The organism is Micromonospora sp. GCM10011541 (assembly GCF_042650725.1).
Taxonomy (GTDB): Bacteria; Actinomycetota; Actinomycetes; order Mycobacteriales; family Micromonosporaceae; genus Micromonospora; species Micromonospora sicca.
Genome location: NZ_JBHSBP010000049.1, coordinates 556823 through 580269, shown reverse-complemented (window position 1 = coordinate 580269; position 23447 = coordinate 556823). Strand labels below are relative to the sequence as shown.

Genomic DNA, 23447 nt, shown 5'->3' with positions numbered 1-23447 from the left:
CACCGCGGTGGAGGGGGCCCGGCGCGGATGGCAGCCGGTTACTCGACGGTGACCGACTTGGCCAGGTTGCGCGGCTGGTCGACGTCGTGCCCGCGGGCGGCGGCGATCTCGGCGGCGAGCACCTGGAGCGGCACCGTGGTGACCAGCGGGGCCAGCAGGGTCGGCGTACGCGGCACGTAGATCAGGTGGTCGGCGTAGCGGACGACCGCCTCGTCGCCCTCCTCCGCGATCACGATGGTCCGGGCGCCCCGGGCGCGGACCTCCTGGATGTTGGAGACGACCTTGTCGTGCAGCATGCCCCGGCCGACCGGCGACGGGACCACGCAGATCACCGGGGTGCCCTTGTCGATCAGCGCGATCGGGCCGTGCTTCAGCTCGCCCGCGGCGAAGCCCTCGGCGTGCATGTACGCCAGCTCCTTGAGCTTGAGCGCGCCCTCGAGGGCCACCGGGTAGCCGACGTGCCGGCCGATGAAGAGCACCGTCGGCTCGGACTTCAGCTCGCGGGCCAGCTCGCGGACCGGCTCGATCCGGTCGAGCAGCTCGCGCAGCTTGCCGGGCATCTCCTGGAGCTGGGCGACCACCGCACCCACCTCGTCGGCGAACTTGATCCCACGCACCTGGGCCAGGTGCAGGCCGATCAGGTAGCAGGCGACGAGCTGGGTGAGGAACGCCTTGGTGGAGGCGACCGCGATCTCCGGGCCGCCGTGGGTGTAGAGCACGGCGTCCGACTCGCGGGGGATCGTCGAGCCGTTGGTGTTGCAGATGGCCAGCACCCGGGCCTTCTGCTCCTTGGCGTGGCGCAGCGCCATCAGGGTGTCCATGGTCTCGCCGGACTGCGAGATCACCACGATCAGGGTGGACCGGTCGAGGACCGGGTCGCGGTAGCGGAACTCGCTGGCCAGCTCGACCTCGCAGGGGATGCGGGTCCAGTGCTCGATGGCGTACTTGGCGACCAGCCCGGAGTGGTACGCGGTGCCGCAGGCGACGATGAAGATCTTGTCGACGTCGCGCAGGTCCTGCTCGCTGAGGCGGACCTCGTCGAGGGCGATCTCACCGGTCTCGGTGAGCCGGCCGAGCAGCGTGTCGGCGATCGCCTGCGGCTGCTCCTCGATCTCCTTGAGCATGAACCAGTCGTAACCGCCCTTCTCGGCGGCCGAGGCGTCCCAGTCGATGTGGAAGTCCTTGCCGGTGGCGGGCTGCCCGGCGAAGTCGGTGATCTCGATGCTGTCCGTGGTGATCAGGACGATCTGGTCCTGGCCCAGCTCGACCGCGTCGCGGGTGTGCTCGATGAACGCGGCCACGTCGCTGGCCAGGAAGTTCTCCCCGTTGCCGCGGCCGACGACCAGCGGCGAGTTGCGCCGGGCGCCGACCACCGCACCGGGGATGCCGGCGTCGGCGGCGAGCAGGGTGAAGGCGCCCTCCAGCCGCCGGCAGACCACCCGCATGGCGGAGGCGAGCAGCTGCGGGCTGTCCACCTCGCCGGCCGAGCGCAGGTCGGCCAGCGCGGCGGAGAGCAGGTGCGCGGCGCACTCGGTGTCGGTGTCGCTGGCGAACTCGACGCCGTCGGCCTCGAGCTCGGCGCGGAGCTTCGCGAAGTTCTCGATGATGCCGTTGTGGATCACCGCGACGCGGCCGTCGGGGGCGACGTGCGGGTGCGCGTTGCGGTCGGTGGGGCCGCCGTGGGTGGCCCAGCGGGTGTGGCCGATACCGGTGGTGCCGTCACCGATGCCGATCGGGCTGGCGGCGCAGGACTCCGGGTCGACGGCGGCGCGCTCGGCGAGCACCTTTTCCAGGTTGGCCAGCTTGCCGGCCTTCTTCTCGGTCAGCAGCTCGTCGTCGCAGACGATGGCGACGCCGGCCGAGTCGTAGCCGCGGTACTCCAGCCGCCGCAGTCCGTCGAGCACGATGCCGAGCGCCGGGCGCGCGCCGGCGTAACCCACGATTCCACACATGGCCCCGAGCCTAACCCAGTTCCGCTCATCGCGTGTGCGCGGAAGTGCGGTAATCGATCACTGAATTTGAGCGTTCAGGTGAACACCACCGAAGGATCGGACATATCACTCAGCCCGGATGGCCCCGCGCCGACCGGTCGGGGGGACGACCGCGCCGGCCCGGGCGGCAGGGCGTCCCGTCCTCGCGGACGGCGCCGCCCGCGTAGATTGGGGCTCTCCTGCCGGGGCGATGCCGCACCCCCGGCACGCCGCCCCGGCGCGGACGTTCTCCGCGCCCGTCCCCTGCGAGCCGAACTGATGTCCGAGGCGACGCCACCCCCCGACCCACAGCCGCCGGCGGGCGCGGTCCGGGCCGGCCCGACAGCCGCGCCCGAACCGTGGGTGCCGCGCGGTCGACCCGTTCGGCGGGCCGACGGCCGCCGAGCCGCGGCAGGACGGGCCGACCACCACGGACGAGGGCGAGAACGAGGACCCGGACGCGGAGGCGGCCGAGGGCGGGCAGCCGGCACCGACCCCCACCCCCAGCGGGAGGCCCGCCGCCACCCCGTCCAGCGGACCTGGCCGGTTCGCCGTCGCGTACGAGGTCACCGGTCAGGGGCCGCTGTCGGATCATCCTCAACGGCAAGGTCGTCTCGCAACAGACGGGGCGGTACGGGACGGCGTGCTTCGGCTGGTAGCACCGGGCGCGCGGCCGGCGGCGGGCTTGCGGCGTCGGCGGCGGACCGTAGGCTGGCCCGCGTGACGACGACCGATCCCCTGGTGGCCCGGATGCGGCCGTTCGGCACCACCATCTTCGCCGAGATGTCCGCGCTCGCCGTGCGTACCGGCGCGGTCAACCTCGGCCAGGGGTTCCCCGACACCGACGGCCCGCCGGAGATGCTGGCCGCGGCCGCGGAGGCGCTGCGCACCGGCCACAACCAGTACCCGCCCGGCCCCGGCATCCCGGCCCTGCGCGCGGCCGTCGCCGCCCACCAGCGCCGGTTCTGGGGCCTGGCGTACGACCCGGACGACGAGATCGTGGTGACCGCGGGCGCCACCGAGGCGATCGCCGCCAGCATCCTCGCCCTCTGCGAGCCGGGCGACGAGGTCGTCTGCTTCGAGCCGTACTACGACTCGTACGCCGCCTCGATCGCGTTGGCCGGCGCGGTCCGCCGCCCGGTCACGCTGCGTCCCGCCGCCGGCGGCCGGTACGCCTTCGACCCGGCGGAGCTGCGCGCGGCGTTCGGCCCGCGGACCCGGCTGGTGCTGCTCAACTCCCCGCACAACCCCACCGGCAAGGTGTTCACCCCGGACGAGCTGGCGCTGGTCGCCGAGCTCTGCCGGGAGCGCGACGCCTACGCGGTCACCGACGAGGTGTACGAGCACCTGGTCTTCCCCGACGCCGCCGCCCCGCACGTGCCGCTGGCCACGCTGCCCGGGATGCGGGAGCGGACGCTGCGGATCTCCTCGGCCGGCAAGACGTTCTCCTGCACCGGCTGGAAGGTGGGCTGGGTGAGCGGACCCGCGCCGCTGGTCGCCGCGGTGCTGCGGGTCAAGCAGTTCCTCACCTTCGTCAACGCGGGTCCGCTGCAACCGGCGGTCGCCGTGGCGCTGGCCCTGCCGGACGCCTACTTCGCGGAGTTCGCCGAGGGCATGCGGCGGCGGCGGGACCAGCTCGTCCACGGGCTCACCGACGCCGGGTTCGAGGTGCTGGCCCCGGAGGGGACGTACTTCGTGACCGCCGACGTGACCGCGTTGGGCGGTCGGGACGGGGTGGAGTTCTGCCGGTCGCTGCCCGAGCGCTGCGGGGTGGTGGCGGTGCCGACCCAGGTCTTCTACGACGACACCGAGGCGGGCCGGCGGCTGGTCCGCTTCGCCTTCTGCAAGCGACCCGAGGTGCTGACCGAGGCGGTGGCCCGGCTGCGCCGACTGAAGGAGAACAGATGACCGACGCGTACGCCGATCGGGTCCGCCGGGTGGCGGCGCTGCGCGCCTGCGACACCGTGCTCTCCGGCATCCGGCCGACGTCCGTTGCCGAGCAGCTCGACACGATCCGGGCGACCGCGACCGAGGAACTGCTGCCCGACTTCTACGGCGAGGGCGGGGCGGTCGAGACGGTGGAGCGCCGGGTGGCCGAGCTGCTGGGCACGGAGGCGGTCGCCTTCTTCCCCACCGGCACGATGGCCCAGCAGGTCGCCATGCGGTACGGCGCCGAGCTGACCGGTCGGGACGGCGTCGGCCTGCACCCGCTGAGTCACCCGCTGATGCACGAGCGCGACGCGTACGCGGTGCTCGGCGGCCTGCGCGCGGTGCGGACCACGGGCGCACCGCGCAATCCGACCGCCGAGGAGATCGCCGGGCTGGACGAGCCGGTCGGCACCCTGCTGCTGGAGCTGCCGCTGCGGGACGCGGGTTTCGTTCTGCCCACCTGGGACGAACTGGTCGCGGTGGTGGGGGCGGCCCGCGACCGTGGCTTCCGGGTGCACCTGGACGGCGCCCGGCTCTGGGAGTCCACCGTCCACCTGGGACGCTCGCCGGCCGAGGTGGCCGGGCTGGCCGACAGCACCTACGTCTCGTTCTACAAATCGCTCGGCGGCCACTCGGGCGCGGCCCTCGCCGGCACGGCCGACCTGGTCCGCTACGCCCGCGCCTGGCGGCACCGCTACGGCGGCAACCTGTTCCAGCAGTGGCCGGCGGCGCTGGCCGCCCTGGCCGGTCTGGACCGCGAGCTGCCCCGGCTGCCCGCCTACGTCGCCCACGCGAAGCGGGTGGCGGAGGCGTTGGCCGGGCTGCCGGGCGCGCGGATCCACCCGGCGCCGCCGCACACCCACCAGTTCCGGCTGTGGCTGCCGCACCCGGCGGGCGCCCTGAACGACGCCAACCTCGCCCTCGCCGAAGAGGAGAAGGCCTGGTTCGTGGGCGGCTGGCAGGAGACCGAGCTGCCCGGCGTGGCGATGGCCGAGGTGACGGTGGCCGGGCCCGCCCTGGAGCTGGACCCCGACCAGGTCATCGACCTCGCCGACCGCTTCCTCCGGACGACCGGCGCTGTGCGATCGGCGCTCGACCGACCCGGACATGGGTGACGTGACGCTACGAAGCTGATGACGTAGGTGGATCACCAGCGGCGACCACGGGCGGTCCCGGCCGATGTCGCGCCGTGATCCATTCACGTCATCAGCTTCGTAGCGCCGCAGGAGCAAGCAGGCGCTGCGGCGACGCACGGACCGGGACGACGGCCGGACGCGACCGGGCGCGGCGGGTTGCCCCGCCGCGCCCGGTCAGCCGAAGAACCGGTCAGCCGAAGAACCGGTCAGCCGAAGAGCCGGTCAGGCGGTGGGGCTGGCGACGCGGACGTGGGCGGCGATGCGCTCGGCGACCTCACGGGCCGCCGCCTCGGTGGCCGCCTCGACCATCACCCGGACCAGCGGCTCGGTGCCCGACGGGCGCAGCAGCACCCGGCCGGTCTCGCCCAGCTCGGTCTCGGCCCGCTCCACCTCGGCGCGGACGGCCGGCGCGGCGGCGCCCACGGTACGGTCGGCGACCGGCACGTTGATCAGCACCTGGGGCAGCTTGGTGACGACCGAGCCCAGCTCGGCGAGGGACTTGCCGGTGGCGGCCATCCGGGACATCAGGTGCAGCGCGGTCAGCACCCCGTCGCCGGTGGTGGCGTACGCCGGCATGACGATGTGGCCGCTCTGCTCGCCGCCGAGCGCGAGGCCGGAGGCGCGCAGTTCCTCCAGGACGTACCGGTCGCCGACCTTGGTCTCGACCAGGCGGATGCCCTGCGCGGACATCGCCAGCCGCAGGCCGAGGTTGCTCATCACCGTCGCGACCAGGGTGTCCTGGGTCAGCTCGCCGGCCTCCCGCATGCCCACCGCCAGGATGGCCATCAGCTGGTCGCCGTCGACCTCGTCGCCGTCCGCGGTCACCGCGACGCACCGGTCGGCGTCGCCGTCGTGGGCGATGCCCAGGTGTGCGCCGTGCTCGACCACGGCGGCGCGCAGCGCGTCGATGTGGTTGGAGCCGCAGTCGTCGTTGATGTTGAGCCCGTCCGGCTCGGCGTGGATCGCGATCACCTCGGCGCCCGCCTCCCGGTACGCCACCGGGGCGACCTCGGCGGCGGCGCCGTTCGCGCAGTCCACGACGACCTTGATCCCGTCCAGCCGGTGCGGCACCGTGCCGACGAGGTGCTGTACGTAATGGTCGGCGCCGTCGAGCAGGTCGTGCACCCGCCCGACGCCGGCCCCGATCGGCCGGTCCCAGGCGGTGGTGGCGTTCGCCTCGACGGCCGCCTCGATCCGCATCTCGATCTCGTCCGGCAGCTTGTGCCCACCGGCGGCGAAGAGCTTGATCCCGTTGTCCGGCATCGGGTTGTGCGAGGCGGAGAGCATCACGCCCAGGTCGGCCTTGGCCTCCGCGGTGAGGAACGCCACCGCGGGGGTGGGCAGCACGCCGACCCGCACCACGTTGGCGCCCGCGCTGGTCAGACCGGCCACCACGGCCGCCTCCAGCATCTCGCCGCTGGCCCGGGTGTCCCGCCCGACCACGGCGAGCGGCGGATGACTCTTGTCCGTCTCGGCAAGCGTGTGGGCGGCGGCCACCGCCACCGCGAGCGCCAACTCCGGGGTGAGATCCGCGTTCGCCCGCCCGCGTACCCCGTCCGTGCCGAACAACCGGCCCATACCCGCCAACCTCCGATAAACGGTCCCAGGGAAAGGCGAACGGCCGGGCCACCTCCCGCTCGAGGGAGGCGGACCCGGCCGTCCGTCAGAAGTACAACGCGCTGTCGAAGATCAGCGCTTCGAGTACTGAGGAGCCTTACGGGCCTTCTTGAGGCCGTACTTCTTGCTCTCCTTGACCCGGGCGTCACGGGTCAGGAAGCCGGCCTTCTTCAGGGCCGGGCGGTCGTCCGGCTCGTTCACGATCAGCGCCCGGGCGATGGCCAGCCGCAGCGCACCGGCCTGGCCGGTGGTGCCGCCGCCCCGCAGGTTGGCGATGACGTCGAACGCCTCGGGCTTCTCGGCGGTCACCAGCGGGTCCTTGATGAGCTGCTGGTGCACCTTGCTCGGGAAGTAGGCCTCGAGGTCCCGGCCGTTGCAGGTGATCTTGCCGCTGCCGGGGACGATGCGCACCCGGACGATGGCCTCCTTGCGCCGACCCACGGTCTGGATCGGGCGGTCACCGCGGGGCGCGCGGGCGACGGGCGCCGGCGCCTCGGTGGCCTCGGGGGCAACCTCGGTCTCGGTGATGTCGGTCATGCTGCTTCCTTCGCCCGCGCTCACTGCGCGATCTGCTTGATCTCGAACGGCACCGGCTGCTGCGCGCCGTGCGGGTGCTCGGCACCGGCGTAGACCTTCAGCTTCTTGATCAGCTGACGGCCGAGCTTGTTGTGCGGGAGCATGCCCTTCACGGCCAGCTCGACGGCCCGCTCGGGACGCTTGGTCAGCAGCTCGTCGTAGCCGACCTGCTTCAGACCACCCGGGTAACCGGAGTGGCGGTAGGCAATCTTGGTCTGCCGCTTGTTGCCGGTCAGCGCCACCTTGCCCGCGTTCACGATGACGACGAAGTCGCCCGTGTCGACGTGCGGCGCGAAAGTCGGCTTGTGCTTGCCGCGCAGCAGCGTGGCGGCGTGGGTGGCCAGGCGGCCCAGCACGACATCAGAGGCGTCGATAACGTGCCACTGACGCTCGATCTCACCCGGCTTCGGGCTGTACGTACGCACAGGTCTACCTTGTCTCGTCGTCGGTCTGGGGTCGCGCGCCGAGGTGACCAGGCGCGCACGAACGACCAAGCGTACCTGATGCGGCACGCCTCTGGATGTCGTACAACAGCAGGCAACGATACCCGCCGCCCGGTCGGCAGGTCAAAACGGGGGGTCACCCCAGCGCGGCTCGCGACATGGCGATGGTACAGGTCACACGCCGGCCAGCCGGCGCGGCCCCGGCCGCAGGTAGACCGCCCAGGTCACCACGAAGGAGAGCGCGTACCAGCCGATGAAGGCCAGGTAGGCGGCGTCGGCGTTTCCGGAGGTCAGGAACGACTGCCGGAAGGCGACGTTGACCAGCACCCCGCCGGAGGCGCCGACCGCGCCGGCGATGCCGATCAGGGCCCCGGAGAGCCGCCGGCCGCGGCGCTGGGCCGCCACCGGGTCCGCCCCGCGGTCGACCGCGGCCGCCGTCCGGGCCCGGAAGATCGCCGGGATCATCTTGTACGTCGAGCCGTTGCCGATCCCGGAGAAGACGAACAGGGACAGGAACCCGGCCAGGTAGAGCGGCAGCGACCGCTCCCGGGCCGCGTACAGCACCAGCCCGGCGCCGGCCGCCATGGCGACGAAGTTCCAGAAGGTCACCCGGGCCCCGCCGAGCCGGTCGGCGAGCTGCCCGCCGAGCGGCCGGATCAGCGACCCGACCAGGGGCCCGAGGAAGGTCAGCCAGGCGGCGTCGACCGGGGTCGGGAAGCGGTCGTGGAACTGGAGCTGGAGCACCTGCCCGAAGGCGAAGCCGAACCCGATGAACGAGCCGAAGGTGCCCACGTAGAGCAGGGACATCACCCAGGTGTGCGGTTCCCGGACGGCCTCGCGCAGCGCGCCGGGCTCGTTGCGCGCCCCGGGGAGGTTGTCCAGCCAGCGCGCCGCGGCCAGCGCCGCCAGCACGATCAGCGGCAGGTAGACCGCGGGCACCAGCCGGGGGTACGCGGCCCCGGCGGTGGCCAGCACCGCCAGCCCGACCAGCTGCACCGCGGGCACGCCGAGGTTGCCGCCGCCGGCGTTGAGCCCGAGCGCCCGGCCCTTGAGGCGATCGGGGTAGAAGAGGTTGATGTTCGCCATCGAGGAGGCGAAGTTGCCCCCGCCCACCCCGGTGAGGCAGGCCAGCACCATCAAGGTGGGGTAGGACACCCCGGGTTCGAGCAGCACCGCCATCGGCACTGCCGGCACCAGCAGCAGCAGCGCGCTGACGATGGTCCAGTTCCGGCCGCCGAAGCGGGCCACCGCCAGCGTGTACGGCAGCCGCAGCACCGCGCCCAGCGCGGCCGGTACGGCGGTGAGCAGGAACTTCCCGGCCGGGTCGATGCCGTACGCCGGGCCGAGGAAGAGCACGGTGACCGACCAGAGGCTCCACACCGAGAAGCCGACGTGCTCGGCGAAGATCGAGACGTACAGGTTGCGCCGGGCGATCGGGGCGCCGGTCGTACGCCAGAATTCCGGGTCCTCGGGGCGCCAGTCGGTGATGGCCGGGCGGCGGCCGGCGGCGGCCGGGGCGGCGGTGGCGGTGGGGGTGGGGGTGGCGGTGGGGGTGGGGGTGGGGGCCAGTGTGCTCACGGCGACTCCTCCTCGTCGATGCGACGAGGAGGAGCCTAGGAACGGGCGGTTTCCCGGCGGTGCCCGTCGGGGGTCGTTCCGGAAACGGGGATCGCACGTCCGCCCCGGACCGGTGGTGAGCCGGTCAGATCTCCTGGAGGATGCGCAGCGCCCGGCCGACCCGCTGCATGGTCTCGGTGTCGGCCACGTCGACGCACTCGGTGAACCACTTCTTCATCGGTGAGGAGAGCCGGTCGGGCATCACCACCCAGCGGCCCATCGTCACCGCGAGGGGCGAGTCCCGCAGCAGCGACTCGTCGACCACCTCGACGACGATCACGATGGGCACGTCGGTGGAGTTGTAGACGTCGGAGCTGATCACCAGCCCGAGCCGTTCCCGGGCGCCCTCGATGCGCCAGACCTCTCCCCTACGCAGCACGCGGGCGTCCGCCGAAGAGCACGTCGTCGACCAGGGCGACCTCGTGGGCGTCGGCGAGGGCGTCGGACTCCAGATCCAGGCCGGCGCGACCGACGGCGGCGGCGTGCGCGGTGAAGACCTCGCGCAGCGCCTTCTCCCGGGCGGCCTGGTCCATCCAGGCGGAGAGCGACAGCCCCTCCCGCTTGGCGAACCGGCGCGCCTCCTCGATCGTCTCGTCGGAGAACGAGAGTGTCACCTTGGCAGTCATGCCGGAGAGATTACCGGCTGGTATGACCGCTGGTCATCCCGGTCGGCGCCCCTCGGCCGGGGACGCCAGAACGCCCACCACCGACATCCCCGGCGAATCGCCGCCGGGCACGTCAGCGTATCCGGAGCCGGCTCCGGATAGCAACGAGGCATCCACGCGGTCAGGCCGCCCGGCCGCCGAACACGGCGAAGCGCCACTCCTTGAAGAAGCAGTCCACGTCGACCAGCCCCGCCTCGGCCAGCCAGCCGCACTGGTCGGCCACCGTGGCCGGCCGGTCGTGCCGCATCCGATCGCGGGCGGCGGCGATCTCCTCGGCGTCCGAGCCCAGCTCCGTGATCCGCGCGGTCCAGACCTCGTCGTAGCGGCGGTCGAGAGCCGGCGTCGGGCCGGCCACCTGCTCGGCGTTGACGAACACCCCGCCGGGGACGAGCGCCGCCGCGACCCGGCGGTAGAGGGCCCGCTTGTCGGCGTCGGCCAGGTGGTGGATGGCGAGCGCGGAGACCACGGCGTCGTGCCGGCCGGGCGGCAGCGGGTCGGCCAGGTCCGCCCGGACCACCCGGTGCGACACGTCCCGGGCGCGGAGCTGGTCGGCGGCGACGGCGAGCATCGCGGGCGCGGCGTCGACCAGGGTCAGCCGGACCCCCGGCACGGCGGCGGAGAGGAGCAGGGAGAGCAGGCCGGTGCCCGCGCCCAGGTCCAGCACCTCCGGGGTACGTCCCGCCGCCAGCGCCGCCCGCAGCGGCGGGGCGGCGACCTCGACGGCGGTCCCGTAGAAGGCGTCGAAGCAGGGCACCAGCCGTTGCCGGGCCTCGTCGTACGTCCCCGCCACGGCGTCGAACGCGTCCGCCACGGTCATCCCGGCCTCCCAAGATGCAGGATTTTTGTCTCACATTCTAAACCCGGAGGTCCGGCCCGGTGACCCCGTGCGGTGTGAGGCGCTCTTGACAGGACCGAAACAGAAGGGACCCGGACCGGAAACCGCCCGGCGGCACGCTTTGCCGACATGACAGACGGTGCACGGGTGGCGACGCGACCGGGGGCGACATCCCGGGAGGCGGCCACCCACTGCCCGTACTGCGCGCTCCAGTGCGGGATGACGCTGCGCGAGACCGACGGGCGGACCGAGGTGCTCCCCCGGCAGTTCCCCACCAATCGCGGCGGGCTCTGCCAGAAGGGCTGGACCGCCGCCGAACTGCTGGACCACCCCGAACGGCTCACCACCCCCCTGGTGCGCGACCCGGTTACCGGCGAGCAGCGCCCGGCGAGCTGGGACGAGGCGCTGGACCGGGTCGCCGCCGGCATCCGCACCGTCCAGAGCGGACACGGCCGGGACGCCGTCGCGGTCTTCGGCGGCGGCGGGCTGACCAACGAGAAGGCGTACGCGCTCGGCAAGTTCGCCCGGGTGGCGCTGCGGACCCGGCACATCGACTACAACGGCCGCTGGTGCATGTCCTCCGCGGCGGCCGCCGGCATCCGGGCGTTCGGCGTCGACCGGGGACTCCCCTTCCCCCTCGAAGACCTCGCCCGGGCGGAGACCCTGCTGCTGGTCGGCGCCAACCCGGCGGAGACCATGCCGCCGCTGCTGCGCCACCTCACCGACCAGCGGCAACGCGGCGGGCGGCTGATCGTGATCGACCCCCGGGTGACCGCGACCGCCCGCCAGGCCGACCTGCACCTGCAACCGCTCCCCGGCACCGACCTGGCGGTCGCCAACGCGCTGCTGCACATCGCGCTCACCGAGGGCTGGCTCGACCGCGAGTACCTGGCCACCCGCACCACCGGCTTCGACGCCGTCCGCCGCACGGTGGCCGGCTACTGGCCGGCGGAGGTGGAACGGCTCTCCGGGGTGCCGGTGGCCGACCTGGAGGCGACCGCCCGGGCGCTCGCCACCGCCGGCAGCGCGATCATCCTCACCGCCCGGGGCGCCGAGCAGCACGCCAAGGGCGTCGACACCGTCACCGCCTTCGTCAACCTGGCGCTCGCCCTCGGCCTGCCCGGCCGCCCCGGCTCCGGGTACGGCTGCCTCACCGGGCAGGGCAACGGCCAGGGCGGCCGCGAGCACGGGCAGAAGGCCGACCAGCTCCCCGGCTACCGGAAGATCGACGACCCGGCGGCCCGGGCGCACGTGGCCGGGGTCTGGGGCGTACCGGCCGACGACCTGCCCGGGCCGGGGGTGCCGGCGTACCGGCTGCTGGACTCGCTCGGCACGCCCGACGGCCCCAGGGCGCTGCTGGTCTTCGGCTCCAACCCGGTGGTGTCGGCGCCCCGGGCGGCCCGGATCGAGTCCCGGCTGCGCGACCTGGACCTGCTGGTCGTCGCCGACTTCCTGCGCTCGGAGACGGCCGCCCTGGCCGACGTGGTGCTGCCGGTCGCGCAGTGGGCCGAGGAGGACGGCACGATGACCAACCTGGAGGGCCGGGTGCTCCGCCGCCGCGCGCTGCGCGAACCGCCCCCCGGCGTCCGCACCGACCTGGCGGTCCTCGCCGGCCTCGCCACCCGGCTCGACGCACCGGTCGACTTCCCGACCGACCCGCGGACGGTCTTCACCGAGCTGCGGCGGGCCTCGGCCGGCGGGCCGGCGGACTACGCCGGCGTGACCTGGGACCGGATCGACGCCGCGAGTGGCGTCTTCTGGCCCTGCCCCGACCCGGACGGCCCGGACACCCCCCGACTCTTCGCCGACCGGTTCCCCACCCCGGACGGGCGGGCCCGGTTCCACCCGGTGACCCACCGGCCGGCCGCCGAGGAGGTCTGCGCCGACTACCCGCTGCACTTCACCACCGGGCGGGTGCTGGCCCAGTACCAGTCCGGCACCCAGACCCGGCGGGTCGCCGCGCTGCGCCGGGCCGCACCCGGCGCCTTCGTCGAGCTGCACCCGGACCTGGCCGCCCGGCTCGGCGTCACCGACGGCGAGGAGGTGCGGGTCGTCTCCCGCCGGGGCGAGCTGCGCGCCCCCGCCCGGGTCAGCCCCACGATCCGGCCGGACACCGTCTTCGCGCCGTTCCACTGGGCCGGCGCCGCCCGCGCCAACTCGGTCACCAACGACGCGGTCGATCCGGTCTCCGGGATGCCCGAATTCAAGATCTGCGCCGTCCGCGTCGAAAGGGTCGAGTCGTGAGTCAGCGGGTGGTCGTCGTCGGGTACGGGATGGCCGGGTCCCGGCTCGCCGCCGAGGTGCACGCCCGGGGCGGGGACCACAAGGTCACCGTGCTCGGGGCGGAGCCGCACCGGGCGTACAACCGGATCATGCTCTCCACCCTGCTGGCCGGGAAGATCGCCGAGCCGGAGGTGGAGCTGGCCGAGGTCGCCGGGCAGGGCGTGGACGTGCGGACCGGAGTGGCGGTCACCGCGATCGACCGGGCCGCCCGCGAGGTGCACACCGACGACGGCGACCGGTACGGCTACGACCACCTGGTCCTCGCCACCGGCAGCCGGGCCCTGGTGCCGCCGCTGCCCGGCCTCGACCCGCTGCCCGAGCGGGTGGTGCCGTTCCGCACGCTGGACGACTGCCGGCGCATCCTCGCCGCCGCCGAGGGCGCCCGGAGCGCCCTGGTGCTCGGCGGCGGCCTGCTCGGGCTGGAGGCGGCCCGCGGGCTCACCGCCCGGGGGCTGGACGTGACGGTGGTGCACCCCATGGGCCACCTGATGGAACGGCAGCTCGACCCGACCGCCGGCGCGGTGCTCGTCGGCACCCTCGCCGGACTCGGCGTGCGCACCGTGCTGGCGGTGTCGGCGACCGGGGTGGCCGCGGACGCCGACGGGGTCCGCCTCGACCTCGCCGACGGCCGGTCCCTCACCGCCGACCTGCTGGTCCTCTCCTGCGGGGTACGCCCCGACACCGCCCTCGCCGCCGCGGCCGGACTGACCGTCGAGCGCGGCGTGGTGGTGGACGACCGGATGCGGACCAGCGACCGGCGGATCTCGGCGATCGGCGACTGCGCCCAGCACGACGGCGCGCTGACCGGACTGGTCGCCCCGGCCTGGGCGCAGGCCCGGGTGGTGGCGCAGGTGCTGGCCGGGGACGACCCGCTGGCCCGCTACCGGCCCCGGCCGGTGGTGACCCGGCTCAAGGCCGCCGGCATCGACCTGGCCGCGATGGGCGACGCCACCGACGGCCCGGGGACCGGCGAGCCGGTGGAGGAACTGACCTTCGCCGACCCGGCCCGGGGGACGTACGCCCGGCTGCGGATCCGCGACGAGCGGCTGACCGGGGCGATCCTGCTCGGCGACAACCCGGCGGTCGGCACCGTGGTGCAGCTGTTCGACCGGGGTGCCCCGGTGCCGGCGGACCGCCGGTCGCTGCTGCTCGGCCGGGCCTTCGGCGCGGTGCCGGCCGCGCCCGCCGCGTCCCCCGCGCTGATGCCGGACGCGGCCACGGTCTGCCAGTGCAACGACGTCAGCAAGGGGGCGCTGGTGGCCTGCTGGCGGTCCGGTGCCCGGACGGTCGACGCGCTGTCCGGGGCGACCCGGGCCGGCACCGGCTGCGGCGGCTGCCGGGACGCCCTCGCCGGCATCGTCGACTGGCTCGCCGGCGCCGAACCGGCGGAGGTGACGGGATGGGACCGCGAGGCGATGGAGGTGACGCGATGAGTGGCGGCGATCTGGTCGTCATCGGCAACGGCATGGTGGGGCAGCGCTTCGTCGAGGCGCTGCGCGCCCGGGACCACGACCGGCGCTGGCGGGTGACGGTGCTCGCCGAGGAGCCTCGGCCCGCGTACGACCGGGTGCGGCTCTCGGCCTTCTTCGACGGGGTGAGCGCCGAGGAGTTGAACCTGCACACCCCCGACGACGGCGTGACGCTGCGCCTCGGCGAGCCGGCCACCGGGGTCGACCGGGCGCGGCGGGTGGTGACCACGGCGGCCGGCGAGCATCCGTACGACGCGCTGGTGCTGGCCACCGGGTCGTCCGCCTTCGTGCCGCCGGTCGACGGCACGGACCTGCCGGGGGTCTTCGTCTACCGGACGCTGGACGACCTGGCGGCGATCCGGGCGCACGCCGCGGGGCGGCGGACCGGCGCGGTGATCGGCGGCGGCCTGCTCGGCCTGGAGGCGGCGAACGCGCTGCGGCTGCTCGGCCTGGCGACCAGCGTCGTCGAGTTCGCGCCCCGGCTGATGCCGGTCCAGGTGGACGAGGCGGGCGGCGCGATGCTCCGCCGCTACGTCGAGGAGCTGGGCGTCACCACCCATCTCGGGGTGGCCACCACCGCGCTCCGCCCCGGCCCGGACGGCGCGGTCGCGGCGCTGGAGCTCTCCGACGGCGGCACGGTCGACGCCGACCTGGTCGTCGTCGCCGCCGGCATCCGGCCCCGCGACGAGCTGGCCCGGACGGCCGGGCTGGCGGTCGGCCCGCGCGGCGGGGTGCTGGTCGACGCGACGTGCCGGACGGCGGACGAGTGGATCTGGGCGGTGGGCGAGTGCGCCGCCGTGGACGGCACCTGCCACGGCCTGGTCGCCCCCGGGTACGCGACGGCGGAGGTGGTCGCCGACCGGCTGCTGGGCGGGGCGGCCACCTTCCCCGGGGCGGACACCGCCACCAAGCTCAAGCTGCTGGGCGTGGACGTGGCGTCGTTCGGCGACGCGCACGGCACCACCCCGGGCTGCCTCGACGTCACCTTCACCGACCCGGCCACCCGGTCGTACGCGAAGCTGGTCCTCTCCGACGACGCGCGGACGCTGCTCGGCGGCGTGCTGGTCGGGGACGCGACCGCCTACCCGACGCTGCGGGCCAGCGTCGGCGGGCCGCTGCCCGCTCCCCCGCTGGCGCTGCTGGCCCCGGCCGGCGAGACCGGCGGCGGGGTGGCCGCGCTGCCCGGCGCGGCGCAGGTCTGCTCCTGCAACGCGGTGACCCGCGAGCAGATCGACGCGGCGATCGCCGACGGCTGCGCGGACGTGCCCGCGCTGAAGGCGTGCACCCGGGCCGGCACGAGCTGCGGCTCCTGCGTGCCGATGCTGAAGCAGCTCCTCGACGCGGCCGGGGTGCAGCAGTCGACGGCCCTCTGCGAGCACTTCGACGCCAGCCGGCAGGAGCTGTTCGAGATCGTCCAGGTGCGGGGCATCCGCACCTTCTCGCAGCTCATCGCCGAGCACGGGCGGGGGCGCGGCTGCGACATCTGCAAGCCGGCGGTGGCCTCGATCCTCGCCTCGTTGGGCACCGGGCACGTGCTCGACGGCGAGCAGGCGTCGTTGCAGGACACCAACGACCACTTCCTGGCCAACCTGCAACGCGACGGCAGCTACTCGGTGGTGCCCCGGATCCCCGGCGGCGAGATCACCCCGGAGAAGCTCATCGTGATCGGCGAGGTGGCCCGGGACTTCGGGCTCTACACGAAGATCACCGGTGGTCAGCGGATCGACCTGTTCGGGGCCCGGGTCGACCAGCTGCCGCAGATCTGGCGCCGGCTGGTCGACGCCGGCTTCGAGTCCGGCCACGCGTACGGCAAGGCGCTGCGCACGGTGAAGTCCTGCGTCGGCGAGACCTGGTGCCGGTACGGGGTGCAGGACTCGGTCGGGCTGGCCATCGCCCTGGAGCTGCGCTACCGGGGCCTGCGTGCCCCGCACAAGATCAAGTCGGCGGTCTCCGGCTGCGCCCGGGAGTGCGCCGAGGCGCGCAGCAAGGACTTCGGGATCATCGCCACCGAGACCGGCTGGAACCTCTACGTCGGCGGCAACGGCGGCTTCCGGCCCCGGCACGCCGACCTCTTCGCCACTGACCTATCCACAGAAGCGCTGATTCCGCTGATCGATAGATTCCTGATGTATTACATCCGCACCGCCGACCGGCTGCAACGCACCGCAGCCTGGATCGAGGCGATGGAGGGCGGCCTCGACCACCTGCGCGCGGTCATCGTGGACGACTCCCTCGGGCTCTGCGCCGACCTCGACGCGGCGATGGCCCGGCACGTGGCGTCCTACTCCGACGAGTGGCGGGACGTCCTCGACGACCCGGACCGGCTGCGCCGGTTCACCTCCTTCGTCAACGCCCCGGACGTGCCCGACCCGTCCATCACCTTCGCCGTGGAACGCGGCCAACCCGTACCGGCGCGCGGGGCCCCGCCGGCGGCCGGCGCGGACCGCCGCCGCCAGCCGGTCGCGCTCGGCCTTCCGGAGGTACGCCGATGAACCCGACGAGCACGCTGGACTGGACGGCGGTCTGCCCGCTCGACCGGCTGGACCCCGACCGGGGTGTCGCCGCGCTGGTCGACGGCGTGCAGGTGGCGCTCTTCCGCACCGGCGGCGAACTGTACGCGGTCGACAACCTCGACCCGGTCGGCGGCGCGTACGTGATGTCCCGGGGCATCGTGGGCAGCCGCGGCCGCGTGCCGACGCTCGCCTCCCCGCTGCACAAGCAGGTCTACGACCTGCGGACCGGGCGTTGCCTGGACCTGCCGGAGGTGACGCTGCGGCGGCACCGGGCGCGCTGCCGGGACGGGATGGTCGAGGTGCGGTTGCGACAGGAGGAGTGATGGCCGACGAACTGGCCGGCTTCACGATCGGGGTCACCGCGGACCGGCGGCGGGACGAGTTGGCCGCGCTGCTCCAGCGGCGGGGCGCCCGGGTGGTGCTCGCCCCGGCACTGCGGATCGTGCCGCTGGCCGACGACACCGACCTGCGCGAGGCCACCCGGGCCTGCCTCGACCGGCCGCCGGACATCCTGATGGCGAACACCGGCATCGGGATGCGCGGCTGGCTGGAGGCGGCCGAGGGCTGGGGGCTGGCCGAACCGCTGCGCTCGGTGCTCGCCGAGTCGTACGTGGTGGCCCGCGGGCCAAAGGCGCGCGGCGCGATCCGGGCCGCCGGCCTGCACGACCAGTGGTCGCCGGCCTCGGAGAGCTGCGAGGAGGTGGTGGAGCACCTGCGCCGGCGCGGCGTGGCCGGGCAGGTCATCGCCATGCAGCTGCACGGCGACCGGCAGCCGGAGTGCACCGCCGCGCTGGAGGATGCCGGGGCCACGGTGATCGAGGTGCCCGTCTACCGGTGGGCCGCGCCGACCGACCCGGCGCCGCTGCACCGGCTGATCGACCTGGTCGCCAACCGGCTGGTCGACGCGGTCACGTTCACCTCGGCCCCGGCGGCGGAGGCCCTGCTGCGGGCCGCCGGGGACCGGATCGAGACGGTGCTGGAGGCGCTCCGCGGTGACGTGCTGGCCGGCTGCGTCGGCGCGGTCACCGCGGAGCCGCTGGTCCGGCGGGGGGTGCCGGTGAGCGCGCCGAGCCGGGCCCGGCTCGGCGCGCTGGTCCGCACGATCGTCGACGAGCTGCCGCGCCGGACGGTCACCGTGAAGGCCGCCGGTCACCTGCTCACCCTGCGCGGGCACGCGGCCGTGGTCGACGGGGAACTGCGCCCGCTGGCCCCGGCCCCGATGGCGGTGCTGCGGGCGCTGGCCCGGAACCCGGGCCGGGTGCTGCCGCGGACCGCCCTGCTGCGGACGCTCCCCCGGGGCGCCGACGAGCACGCGGTGGAGATGGCCGTGGCCCGGCTGCGGGCCGGCCTGCGCGCCCCGCGCGTGGTGCAGACCGTCGTCAAGCGCGGCTACCGGCTCCGGGTCGACTGAGCCGGGACACCCGGGGGGACTCAGCCCACTGGAGTCGGGAAGCCGCGGCCGTGCTCGGCCTGGAGGCGGAGCATGGCGTGCTCGACGACCGTCACCAGCACCTGCTTGACCGACTCCCGCTGCCGCGCGTCGCACATCACCAGCGGCACGTCCGGCGGGATGGCCAGCGCCTCGCGGACCTCCTCCACCTCGTACTGCGGCGCGCCGTCGAACCGGTTCAGCGCCACCACGTACGGCAGATTGCGGTTCTCGAAGTAGTCCAGCGGGGCGAAGGCGTCGGTGATCCGCCGGGTGTCGACGAGCACCGCCGCACCCACCGCCCCCCGGATGATCTCGTCCCACATGAACCAGAAGCGGGTCTGGCCCGGCGTGCCGAAGAGGTAGAGGATCAGGTCCTCGGCCATGGTGATCCGGCCGAAGTCCATGGCGACCGTGGTGGTCTCCTTGCCGGGCACCTTCGACGGATCGTCGATGCCCACCCCGGCGGCCGTCATCAACGCCTCGGTGGTCAGCGGAGTGATCTCGGAGATCGCTCCGACCAGGGTCGTCTTGCCCACGCCGAAGCCACCCGCGACCACGATCTTCGCGGAGATGATCTCCCGGCTGCGGCGCGCCCCGGCGGGGTCATAGTTCGCGAAGTCCACTTAGCACCCTTCCAAGCAGGTTCATCCGCTCCTCGAATCCCTCGGCGGGAGCGGCGGTGTGTAGCGTCAGCAGGCCCTCGGCCACCAGGTCGGCGACCAGCACCCGGGCGACACCCAGCGGCATCCGGGTGTACGCGGCGATCTCCGCCAGTGACTGCGCCCGGCCCTCGCAGACCGACGCGATGCGGTACTTGTCGTGCCCGGCGAACCGCGCCTCGGCCACCTGGGTGGCAGTGCAGGACAGCACCGCCTCCAGGGCGATGTTCTGCAGCGGCTCGGTACGGCCCCGGGTGACCGCGTACGGCCGCACCAGCGCGCCGCGCGGGTCCCGCCGTGGTTCCATATCGCCATCACCTCCCTCCGTACGGAGCCGGGTCGGCTCCGGATCACCTGGTCACGCGGGTTCCGGTCAGGACCGCACGGCGTCCCGGGGCAGCGGCACCAGGGCCGCACCCACCCGCTCCACCAGCAGCGCCATCTCGTAGCCCACCTGCCCGACGTCGCAGCTGCGCGCCGCGAGCACCGCCATCGACGAGCCGTCACTGATCGACATCAGGAACAGGTATCCGCTGTCCATCTCGATCACGGTCTGGAGCACGCCGCCCGCGCTGAACATCCGCGCCGCGCCCTCGGTCAGGCTCACCACGCCGGAGGTGATCGCGGCGAGCTGGTCCGCCCGGTCCCCGGGCAGATCCCGGGAGGAGGCGAGCAGCAGCCCGTCCGCGGACACCGCCACCACGTGGGCGATGCCCGCCACGCTGTCGGCGAAGTTGGTGAGCAGCCAACCCATGTCCTGCATGGCCGCTGGCCTGTTCATCGGTTCGTCTCCTTGATCGAGGTGCTGTTCAGGTCCGCGCCGGCCGTCCGACCCCGCTGCACACCGCGGTGGTAGGCCGACAGCAGGCCGCGTACTTCATCGGGCGTGCGCCGGCTCTGGGACCGGCCCCCCTTCGGCTCGATGCCGCCGGGGACGAGCTGGGCCTGCGGCACCCGCTTCGGCAGACCGGAGCGGGTGGTGCCGCCGGTGGTCGGCTCGGCAGCTCGGGTCGCCCGCGACCAGCCCTCGTCGGCCGCCGTCCGCCAGGCGCCCGCGTCCGCCTCGGGCGGCGCCGACGCCGGCGCGGCGACCGGTGGCACGGGCGGGGGTACGGCCGCAGCGGGCGGCACGGACGGCGCCGACGGCGCCGACGGCGCGGTGTACGGCGGGGGCGACGTCACGCCCGACGCCTGCGCGCCCGGGGTGCGGGCCGGCAGCGGCGGGCGCGACGCCGCGGCGACCGGCTGCTGCGCGGCCGGGGCCGGCTCGTCGTCGAACCGGGGCCGGGTGAAGATCGTCGTCTCGTCGTCACCGTGGGAGCGGAACCAGACCGCCTCCATCTCCCGGAAGATCGGCGCCTCGCCCGGCTGTTCCCGCCCGGCGGCCACCGGGACGGCCGGCGCGGGCGGCGCCTCCGGAGCCGCCGCGACCGGCGGGGTCACCGGGGCTCGGCCGGCCGTGGCGCGGCCGCCCAGTCCGGCGGTCGGACCGTCCGGCAGCCCCGTGGCGCCCGCGCCGGCGGTCTCCCCGCCCGGGGTCCGCTTCGGCAGCGGTTTGCGGGTGGGGTGGGCGCCGGTGGAGGTACCCACCGACAGGCCGCCGCTGGAGACGGGTGCCGGCGGCGGAGGCGCGGCCGGCGTGGTGGCCGGCATGGTGGGCAGGCTCGGCAGCGCGCCGGTGGAGCCCCTTACCTGCACCGCGGGGCCGGTGTCCGGCCCCTGCCAGCGGGCCGGCGCGGGCGCCGGGGTACGCCACTGGTCGGTCAGGGTGGCCGCGGCGGTACGCCCGACGCCGGCCAACGGGTCGGCGTGACCGACCGGGGCCGGCGGCGTCTGCTCGACGGCCAGCGGCTGGCGGGGCCGGGTCAGCGGCGCCGGGTCGTGGCCCCGGCTGGCCGGCAGCACCACCGTGGAGTTCGGCAGGGTCACCTGGGCGACCGTCCCGCCCTCCACGTTCCGCCGCAGCTCGACGCGGATGCCGTAGCGGGAGGCGAGCCGGCTCACCACGGCGAGGCCCATCAGGCGGAACGCGGCCACGTCCACGGTCGGCGGGGCGGCCAGTCGCCGGTTCAGCGAGTCGAGCTGCTCGTCGCTGAGGCCCAGACCCCGGTCCTCCACCTGGATCAGCACGTAGTCCCGGATCCGCCGGCCGTCGGCCACCACCGTGGTGTTCGGCGGAGAGAACCGGGTGGCGTTGTCGAGCAGCTCGGCGACCAGCCGGACCACGTCGTTGACCGCGTGCGCGGCGACCGAGACGTCCGTGTCGACCGTGCCGAACTCGATCCGGTTGTAGAGCTCCACCTCGGACTGGGCGGCCCGCAGCACGTCCACCAGGAGCGCGTCGTCGCGGCGCGGCACGGCCGAGTCGGCCCCGGCCAGCACCAGCAGGTTCTCGTCGTTGCGGCGCATCCGGGTGGCGAGGTGGTCGAGCTCGAAGAGCTGAGCGAGGCGCTTCGGGTCCTCCTCGCTGCGCTCGATCGCGTCCAGCTCGCCGATCATGCGGTCGACCAGCGTCTGACTGCGCCGGGCCAGGTTGAGGAACATCGCCGACACGCTGGTCCGCAGCGCGGCCTGCTCGGCCGCGACCCGGACGGCCTCCCGGTGCACCACGTTGAAGGCCACCGCTACCTGGCCGACCTCGTCGCGGTTGCTGAGCTTGATCGGGTCCCGGACCTGCTGGACGATCTCCTCCACGCCGCCGTCGCCGATGGTGCCGATGTTCTGCAGGCGGCTGACCGCCTCCGGCAGGTCGTGGTTGGCCACCGCCAGGGCGCCCTCCCGCAGCCGACGCAGCGAGTGGTTGAGCGAGCGGGCGAGGACCACGGCGAGCGTCACCGCGATGAGCAGGGTGAGCAGCACGAGCGCCGTCTCGACGACGGCCTGCCGGATCACCTCCGTACGCGCGGCGTCGGCGTCGGCGAAGAGCTGGTCCTGGAGCTGGATCTCGGCCCACCGCATCAGGTCGTCGACCGCGCCGATGGCGGCGGAGGCGTCGTCCCGGGTGACCAGCGGGCGCTGCCCGACCGACCGGGACAGGTCGGCCGCGACCCCGTCGGAGAGCTGCACCGCGTCGCCGGAGACGGTGCTGTCGACCAGGGCCCGCTGCGCCGGCTCGGCGGCCCGCGAGAAGGAGAGCAGCGCCTCCTGCTGGCTGGTCAGGGTCGCCACGAAGGAGGAGAACTGCTCCTCGTCGAGTCGCCCGGAGGCCAGCGCGGTGAAGGCCACCGCCTGCTCCTCGGCGACCGCGGCCTTGGCGTGGGCGAAGGCCGCCACCGCCCGGCGGGCGTCGGCCAGGCTCTCCCCGCCGGGCTGCTGGGCGAGCGTGTCGCCGTACGAGACGAGGTCGGTGAGGATGATGCCGTAGCGCAGGCTCGCCTCGGCCACCGGCATCTGCTGCCGGTCCAGCACCTCCTGCCGGGTGCCGTTCAGCGTCGCCAGGTGGTCGTCGATGACCTTGAGCCGGTTCCGGACGGAGGCGGGCAGCCCGTCGAGCCGGCCCCGCTCGTCCCGGTACGCCGTGATCCGCTCGTCGGTGCTGCGGACCCGCAGGTTGTAGTCGTCCGGCTTCTGGTCGGGCGCCGCCAGGTAGACGGCTGCGGCCATCCGCTCCTTGTGCAGGTCCTGGCTGAGCGCCGAGATGTCGATCGAGAGCGAGGTGAGGGAGCGGATCCGGGTGGCGTCGTAGGCACCCTCGCCGACCGCGACGAGTCGGATGGTTGCCAGGGCGATGACGGCGGCGACCGGGACGACCAGGATGAGGGCGAGCTTGGAACGGATCCGCGCGTCCCGCAGCCGGGGCAGCCGCCGTCGCCGGTTCCGCGGGTCGGCACCGAGGCTCGCGGGCAGGGTCGTAGGTCCGGTGCTCACGACATCGCCTCCGTCGTTTCTCCCACGCCTGACCCGCCGACCCGTGCCTGGTGCAGCGGCCAGCGCCACGCGCGGCACGGCCGCGATTTCATCAGAGAAGATCCTGTTTGGGAAGCCGCAGTGAGGTAGGAATCGGTCGGCGGGCCCTCAAGCCGGTCTCCGGTCAACTATTACCTTCTTTTCCCCAGCCCCCTGAACAGGGCATGTACATCCAGAGTGGTCGGTCGACGCTGCAAAGTGAGCGACGGTAAACATTCGATGTCCCCACCATGTGGGATGAGCGTCCCGAAACAGCTCCCCGCCTTCCGCGCTTGACCACAGGGCCCGGCGTTGGCAAGGTTTTGCAGGCTTCGCGCACACCGTACGGCAGACCAATCCCGTTCTCCACTGAGGACGGACAAGCGGCGGTGATCGGGCAGCGCCCGCGCCGCACCTG

19 protein-coding genes are annotated in these 23447 nt (G+C 74.1%); 7 read left to right on the top strand and 12 right to left on the bottom strand.

Translation table 11 applies throughout. The features are described from left to right. Nucleotides 1–38: 38 nt before the first annotated feature. Complete coding sequence (gene glmS / locus ACFOYX_RS19950) at nt 39–1952, bottom strand: glutamine--fructose-6-phosphate transaminase (isomerizing) (RefSeq protein WP_109799893.1); 1914 nt, start codon at nt 1950–1952, stop codon at nt 39–41. 738 nt (nt 1953–2690) lie between these two features. Between glmS and ACFOYX_RS19945 the strand changes: the two genes are divergently transcribed. Together ACFOYX_RS19945 and ACFOYX_RS19940 are read left to right on the top strand one after the other, a co-directional pair. Continuing rightward, nucleotides 2691–3878 carry a pyridoxal phosphate-dependent aminotransferase gene (locus ACFOYX_RS19945; RefSeq protein ID WP_322440287.1) on the top strand — a complete coding sequence of 396 codons (1188 nt, stop codon included), beginning with the start codon at nt 2691–2693 and terminating at the stop codon, nt 3876–3878. Continuing rightward, nucleotides 3875–5014, top strand: a complete 1140-nt coding sequence (locus tag ACFOYX_RS19940) for a low specificity L-threonine aldolase (protein WP_109799891.1) — start codon at nt 3875–3877, stop codon at nt 5012–5014. Before ACFOYX_RS19945 ends, ACFOYX_RS19940 begins: the two co-directional genes overlap by 4 nt. Before the next feature lie 243 nt (nt 5015–5257). On the opposite strand, the gene glmM is transcribed toward ACFOYX_RS19940, so the two are convergent. The 7 genes from glmM to ACFOYX_RS19905 form a co-directional block, all read right to left on the bottom strand. Further along, nucleotides 5258–6613 (bottom strand): phosphoglucosamine mutase, encoded by a 1356-nt coding sequence (glmM, locus tag ACFOYX_RS19935; RefSeq protein WP_322440286.1) that lies wholly within the window; start codon nt 6611–6613, stop codon nt 5258–5260. Between the two features lie 111 nt (nt 6614–6724). Continuing rightward, a complete protein-coding gene (gene rpsI, locus ACFOYX_RS19930; protein WP_088998399.1) occupies nt 6725–7189 on the bottom strand; it encodes a 30S ribosomal protein S9 in 465 nt (154 codons plus the stop codon). 20 nt (nt 7190–7209) lie between these two features. Further along, a complete protein-coding gene (gene rplM, locus ACFOYX_RS19925) occupies nt 7210–7653 on the bottom strand; it encodes a 50S ribosomal protein L13 (RefSeq protein ID WP_089012545.1) in 444 nt (147 codons plus the stop codon). Nucleotides 7654–7845: 192 nt separating this feature from the next. Continuing rightward, nucleotides 7846–9249, bottom strand: a complete 1404-nt coding sequence (locus ACFOYX_RS19920; RefSeq protein WP_377534206.1) for a nitrate/nitrite transporter — start codon at nt 9247–9249, stop codon at nt 7846–7848. Nucleotides 9250–9373: 124 nt separating this feature from the next. After that, nucleotides 9374–9667, bottom strand: coding sequence for a hypothetical protein (locus tag ACFOYX_RS19915; RefSeq protein WP_109800413.1), 294 nt, complete (start codon nt 9665–9667; stop codon nt 9374–9376). Beyond that, complete coding sequence (locus ACFOYX_RS19910) at nt 9657–9914, bottom strand: DUF6364 family protein (protein ID WP_109800412.1); 258 nt, start codon at nt 9912–9914, stop codon at nt 9657–9659. The genes ACFOYX_RS19915 and ACFOYX_RS19910 overlap by 11 nt, the downstream gene beginning before the upstream one ends. 160 nt (nt 9915–10074) lie before the next feature. After that, nucleotides 10075–10770, bottom strand: a complete 696-nt coding sequence (locus ACFOYX_RS19905) for a class I SAM-dependent methyltransferase (protein WP_322439002.1) — start codon at nt 10768–10770, stop codon at nt 10075–10077. Nucleotides 10771–10917: 147 nt separating this feature from the next. Between ACFOYX_RS19905 and ACFOYX_RS19900 the strand changes: the two genes are divergently transcribed. The 5 genes from ACFOYX_RS19900 to ACFOYX_RS19880 are packed head-to-tail and all read left to right on the top strand — an operon-like array spanning nt 10918 to nt 18464. Further along, the gene (locus tag ACFOYX_RS19900) at nt 10918–13032 is read left to right on the top strand and encodes a molybdopterin oxidoreductase family protein (protein ID WP_322439003.1); all 2115 of its coding nucleotides are present in this window, start codon (nt 10918–10920) and stop codon (nt 13030–13032) included. Then, nucleotides 13029–14504, top strand: coding sequence for an FAD-dependent oxidoreductase (locus ACFOYX_RS19895; RefSeq protein WP_322439004.1), 1476 nt, complete (start codon nt 13029–13031; stop codon nt 14502–14504). Before ACFOYX_RS19900 ends, ACFOYX_RS19895 begins: the two co-directional genes overlap by 4 nt. Then, nucleotides 14501–17032, top strand: coding sequence for a nitrite reductase large subunit NirB (gene nirB, locus ACFOYX_RS19890; RefSeq protein ID WP_322439005.1), 2532 nt, complete (start codon nt 14501–14503; stop codon nt 17030–17032). Before ACFOYX_RS19895 ends, nirB begins: the two co-directional genes overlap by 4 nt. Next, the gene (gene nirD / locus ACFOYX_RS19885) at nt 17029–17376 is read left to right on the top strand and encodes a nitrite reductase small subunit NirD (RefSeq protein ID WP_322439006.1); all 348 of its coding nucleotides are present in this window, start codon (nt 17029–17031) and stop codon (nt 17374–17376) included. The genes nirB and nirD overlap by 4 nt, the downstream gene beginning before the upstream one ends. After that, nucleotides 17376–18464 carry a uroporphyrinogen-III synthase gene (locus ACFOYX_RS19880; protein ID WP_322439007.1) on the top strand — a complete coding sequence of 363 codons (1089 nt, stop codon included), beginning with the start codon at nt 17376–17378 and terminating at the stop codon, nt 18462–18464. The genes nirD and ACFOYX_RS19880 overlap by 1 nt, the downstream gene beginning before the upstream one ends. A gap of 20 nt (nt 18465–18484) precedes the next feature. Here ACFOYX_RS19880 and ACFOYX_RS19875 read toward each other — a convergent pair whose 3' ends face one another. From ACFOYX_RS19875 to ACFOYX_RS19860, 4 genes are all read right to left on the bottom strand, one after another. Continuing rightward, nucleotides 18485–19108, bottom strand: coding sequence for an ATP/GTP-binding protein (locus tag ACFOYX_RS19875; RefSeq protein ID WP_109800405.1), 624 nt, complete (start codon nt 19106–19108; stop codon nt 18485–18487). Next, nucleotides 19089–19451, bottom strand: coding sequence for a DUF742 domain-containing protein (locus ACFOYX_RS19870; protein ID WP_109800404.1), 363 nt, complete (start codon nt 19449–19451; stop codon nt 19089–19091). Before ACFOYX_RS19870 ends, ACFOYX_RS19875 begins: the two co-directional genes overlap by 20 nt. 66 nt (nt 19452–19517) lie before the next feature. Further along, nucleotides 19518–19925 carry a roadblock/LC7 domain-containing protein gene (locus tag ACFOYX_RS19865; RefSeq protein WP_007465177.1) on the bottom strand — a complete coding sequence of 136 codons (408 nt, stop codon included), beginning with the start codon at nt 19923–19925 and terminating at the stop codon, nt 19518–19520. Further along, a complete protein-coding gene (locus tag ACFOYX_RS19860; RefSeq protein WP_322439008.1) occupies nt 19922–23011 on the bottom strand; it encodes a sensor histidine kinase in 3090 nt (1029 codons plus the stop codon). Before ACFOYX_RS19860 ends, ACFOYX_RS19865 begins: the two co-directional genes overlap by 4 nt. Nucleotides 23012–23447 lie beyond the last annotated feature (436 nt).